1 protein-coding gene is annotated in these 2354 nt (G+C 69.5%); it reads right to left on the minus strand.

Features of this window, described 5'->3' with window-relative positions; genetic code table 11:
* Positions 1-46: 46 nt before the first annotated feature.
* Positions 47-2266, minus strand: a complete 2220-nt coding sequence (locus tag ACFV0Q_RS40845) for an NADP-dependent isocitrate dehydrogenase (protein WP_385013087.1) — start codon at positions 2264-2266, stop codon at positions 47-49.
* Positions 2267-2354: the final 88 nt, after the last annotated feature.

Below are 2354 nucleotides of genomic sequence, written 5' to 3' on the forward strand. Positions count from 1 at the left end.
GCCGGGCACGAGGCCGGCCGGGGCGGAACCACTACTGCCGGAGGCGTCAGCCGAGCAGCGCGAGCGCCTTGTTCAGGGTCGCGGACGGACGCATGATCGCCGCGGCCTTGGCCGCGTCGGGCTGGTAGTAGCCGCCGATCTCGGCCGGGGAGCCCTGGACGGCGATGAGCTCGCCGACGATGGTCTCCTCGGACTCCGCCAGGGTCTTGGCGAGCGGCTCGAAGGCCGCGGCGAGCTTCGGGTCGTCGATCTGGCGGGACAGCTCCTGCGCCCAGTAGAGGGCGAGGTAGAAGTGGCTGCCGCGGTTGTCGATGCCGCCCAGCTTGCGGCTCGGCGACTTGTCCTCGTTGAGGAAGGTGCCGGTGGCGCGGTCCAGGGTGTCGGCCAGCACCTGGGCGCGGGCGTTGCCGGTGGTGGTCGCGAGGTGCTCGAAGGAGACGGCCAGCGCGAGGAACTCACCGAGGGAGTCCCAGCGCAGGTAGTTCTCCTTGACCAGCTGCTGGACGTGCTTGGGGGCGGAGCCGCCGGCGCCCGTCTCGAAGAGGCCGCCGCCGTTCATCAGCGGGACGACCGACAGCATCTTGGCGCTGGTGCCCAGCTCCAGGATGGGGAAGAGGTCGGTCAGGTAGTCGCGCAGCACGTTGCCGGTCACCGAGATGGTGTCCTCGCCGCGGCGGATGCGCTCCAGGGAGTACGCGGTGGCCTTGACCGGGGAGAGGATCTCGATGGTCAGGCCGTCGGTGTCGTGGTCGGCCAGGTACGTCTTGACCTTGGCGATCAGCTGCGCGTCGTGCGCGCGGCCCTCGTCCAGCCAGAAGACGGCCGGGACGCCGGTGGCGCGGGCGCGGGTGACGGCGAGCTTGACCCAGTCCTGGATCGGGGCGTCCTTGGTCTGGCAGGCGCGGAAGATGTCACCGGCGGCGACCTCCTGCTCCAGGACCGTGTTGCCCGCGGCGTCGACGAGGCGGACGGTGCCCGCGGTCGCCAGCTCGAAGGTCTTGTCGTGGCTGCCGTACTCCTCGGCCTTCTGGGCCATGAGGCCGACGTTCGGCACCGAGCCCATCGTGGACGGGTCGTACGCGCCGTGCGCGCGGCAGTCGTCGACGACGACCTGGTAGACACCGGCGTAGCTGCTGTCCGGGAGGACGGCGAGGGTGTCGGCCTCGGCGCCGTCCGGGCCCCACATGTGGCCGGAGGTGCGGATCATGGCCGGCATCGAGGCGTCGACGATGACGTCGGACGGCACGTGCAGGTTGGTGATGCCCTTGTCGGAGTCGACCATCGCGAGGGCCGGGCCCTCGGCGATCTCGGCGTCGAAGGAAGCCTTGATCGCGTCACCGTCGGGAAGGGCGCCCAGGCCGTTCAGGATGGTGCCGAGGCCGTCGTTCGGGGACAGGCCGGCGGCGGCGAGGGTCTCGCCGTAGCGCGCGAAGGTCTTCGGGAAGAAGGCGCGGACCACGTGGCCGAAGATGATCGGGTCGGAGACCTTCATCATCGTGGCCTTGAGGTGCACGGAGAACAGGACGTCCTCGGCCTTGGCACGCTCGATCTGGTCGTTCAGGAAGGTGCGCAGGGCGTCGACGTGCAGGACGGACGCGTCCACGACCTCACCGGCCAGGACCGGTACGGAGTCGCGCAGGACGGTGGTGGTGCCGTCGGCGGCGACGTGCTCGATGCGGAGCGTGCCGGCCTCGGCGATCACGGCGGACTTCTCGGTGGAGCGGAAGTCGTTCTCGCCCATGGTGGCGACGTTCGTCTTCGACTCGGGGGTCCAGGCGCCCATGCGGTGCGGGTGGGCCTTGGCGTAGTTCTTGACCGACGCGGGGGCGCGGCGGTCGGAGTTGCCCTCGCGCAGGACCGGGTTGACGGCGCTGCCCTTGACCTTGTCGTAGCGGGCGCGGATCTCGCGCTCCTCGTCGGTCTTCGGGTCGTCCGGGTAGTCCGGAAGGGCGTAGCCCTGGCCCTGGAGCTCGGCGACCGCGGCCTTCAGCTGCGGGATCGAGGCCGAGATGTTGGGCAGCTTGATGATGTTCGCTTCCGGCGTCTTCGCCAGCTCGCCGAGCTCGGCGAGGGCGTCGGCGATCCGCTGGCTCTCCTCGAGGTGCTCGGGGAAGCTGGCGATGATCCGACCGGCCAGGGAGATGTCACGGGTCTCGACATTCACACCGGCCGTCGACGCGTACGCCTGGATGACAGGCAGGAAGGAATACGTCGCGAGGGCCGGGGCCTCGTCAGTGTGCGTGTAGATGATGGTCGAGTCAGTCACCGGATGCTCCGCTCCACAGTCTGCGTCTCTCGTCTGCAACATTGCTCGACATCAAGATATCTCGTGATCGGACCGCTCTGGACAGCCC

Origin of the sequence: Streptomyces sp. NPDC059564 (genome assembly GCF_042735575.1) — a bacterium.
Lineage (GTDB): Bacteria > Actinomycetota > Actinomycetes > Streptomycetales > Streptomycetaceae > Streptomyces.